The sequence below is a fragment of the Methylobacterium sp. WL6 genome (assembly GCF_008040095.1).
In the GTDB taxonomy this organism is placed as follows: domain Bacteria; phylum Pseudomonadota; class Alphaproteobacteria; order Rhizobiales; family Beijerinckiaceae; genus Methylobacterium.
This window is the reverse complement of record NZ_VRVH01000495.1, coordinates 1-2,062: the sequence shown is the minus strand read 5'-3', so window position 1 is coordinate 2,062 and position 2,062 is coordinate 1. Positions and strand designations below refer to the sequence as shown.

Below are 2,062 nucleotides of genomic sequence, written 5' to 3'. Positions count from 1 at the left end.
GCCCTACGCGGCCGCTCGGCCCGGGCTTCGGCCACGACGAGCCGGTCGAGGTCTCGCTGACCTTCGACGACAACCGCCTCGCGAGCCTCGTCTTCGGCCAGTACGACCAGAACGTCGCGCATATCGAGCGCCGGCTGGAGGTGACGGCCACCGCGCTGGGCAACCACGTCGTGCTCAAGGGCTCGCCGGACGCGACCGAGCGTGCCCGCCGGGTGTTCGAGAAGCTCTACGCCCGCGTGCGGACCGGCGGCAGCGCCCTGACGCTCGGCGACGTCGACGGCGCGATCCAGGAGGCCACCGTCCAGGGCCAGCTGTTCCCGGCGGCCGCCATCGCCGCCGAGCCGGACCGGCCGCATTTCGAGCAGATCGCCACGCGCAAGCGCGGCGCGGTCCGCGCCCGGAACGCGGCACAGGACGCCTACATCAAGGCCCTGCGCGCCAACGAGCTCGTCTTCGCCGAGGGTCCGGCCGGCACCGGCAAGACCTGGCTCGCCGTCGGCCACGCGGTCTCGCTGCTGGAGCAGGGCCACGCCGAGCGGCTGATCCTCTCGCGCCCGGCGGTCGAGGCCGGCGAGCGCCTCGGCTTCCTCCCCGGCGACATGCGCGACAAGGTCGACCCGTACCTGCGCCCGATCTACGACGCGCTCTACGACTTCATGGAGGCGCGCCACGTCGACCGCGGCCTGCAGACCGGGGTGATCGAGATCGCGCCGCTGGCCTTCATGCGCGGGCGCACGCTCACCAACGCGATCGTGCTGCTGGACGAGGCGCAGAACACCACCTCGATGCAGATGAAGATGTTCCTGACCCGGCTCGGCGAGAACTCGCGGATGATCGTCACCGGCGATCCCTCGCAGGTCGACCTGCCGCCGGGGCAGAAGTCGGGGCTGGTCGAGGCGGTGCGGGTGCTCGACGGCGTCGAGGGCATCGGCCGCATCACCTTCCGGGACAAGGACGTGGTCCGCCACGACCTCGTGCGCCGCATCGTCACCGCCTACGAGGGCGCGGCCCACGGCGAGGCGGATGCCGACCGCAACCCGAACCCGCGGCGGCGGCCGCTCGCGTGATGGGGCACGCGATCGACATGGTGGTCGAGGTGGCGATCGAGGACGAACGCTGGAGCGGCGCGGTCCCCGACCTCGAAGCCTTCGTGATTCGCGCCGTCGAGGCCGGTCTCGCCGCGGCCCCCGAGCCGCCCGCCGGCCCGGTCGAGGTCAGCGTCCTGCTCGCCGACGACGCCACCGTGCAGGCGCTCAACCGGACTTGGCGGGGCAAGGACCGGCCCACCAACGTGCTGTCGTTTCCGTCCTCGCCGCAGCCCGCCCATGCCGGCGTCGCGGTGCCGCTCGGCGACGTCGTTCTTGCGTACGACACGTTGGTGCGCGAAAGTGCCGAGCAGTCGAAGCCGCTCGTCCACCACCTCGCGCATCTCCTGGTTCATGGCACCCTCCACCTGCTCGGTCAGGACCACGAGACCGGCGACGCGGACGCGGAGGCCATGGAGGCCCTGGAGGTCGCGGCGCTCGCGACCCTCGGCGTGCCCGACCCTTACGCGGACTCCGCGGCCGGCTGAGCGACGACGTCCCAACCGATCCCAGACACGAGAGACATGACCCACGATCGAAGTCGCGGCGCGGCCCAGGCCGCGCTCAGTTCCAACGAGGCGGAATCGGGTGCGCGCGAGCCCTGGTACGACCGCCTCCTTCAGGTGCTGCACCTGAAACCGCGCGATTCGCTGCGCGGCGACATCGAAGAGGCCCTGGCCGAGCCCGATTCGGGCGAGAACGCGTTCTCGCCGCTCGAGCGCGCCATGCTTAAGAACGTCCTCGGGCTGCACAAGGTGCGCGTCGACGACGTGATGATCCCGCGGGCCGACATCGTCGCGGTCTCGGTCGAGACCAGCCTCGGCGACCTGCTGAAGCTGTTCCGCACCGCCGGCCATTCCCGCCTGCCGGTCTACGGCGAGACGCTCGACGACCCGCGCGGCATGGTCCACATCCGCGACTTCGTGGACCACATCGCCGCGCGGGCCGAGGCCGCCCCGCGCCGCAGCGCCGCGGCC

3 protein-coding genes are annotated in these 2,062 nt (G+C 72.1%); all 3 read left to right on the top strand.

All coding sequences use genetic code 11. From position 1 onward, the window contains the following. Positions 1–56: 56 nt before the first annotated feature. Positions 57–1,067, top strand: a complete 1,011-nt coding sequence (locus FV230_RS27680; protein WP_147844645.1) for a PhoH family protein — start codon at positions 57–59, stop codon at positions 1,065–1,067. Then, positions 1,067–1,573 (top strand): rRNA maturation RNase YbeY, encoded by a 507-nt coding sequence (ybeY, locus tag FV230_RS27675; protein WP_147729656.1) that lies wholly within the window; start codon positions 1,067–1,069, stop codon positions 1,571–1,573. The genes FV230_RS27680 and ybeY overlap by 1 nt, the downstream gene beginning before the upstream one ends. 36 nt (positions 1,574–1,609) lie before the next feature. Next, a partial coding sequence (locus FV230_RS27670; RefSeq protein ID WP_147729657.1) for a CBS domain-containing protein occupies positions 1,610–2,062 on the top strand: 453 nt, incomplete at its 3' end.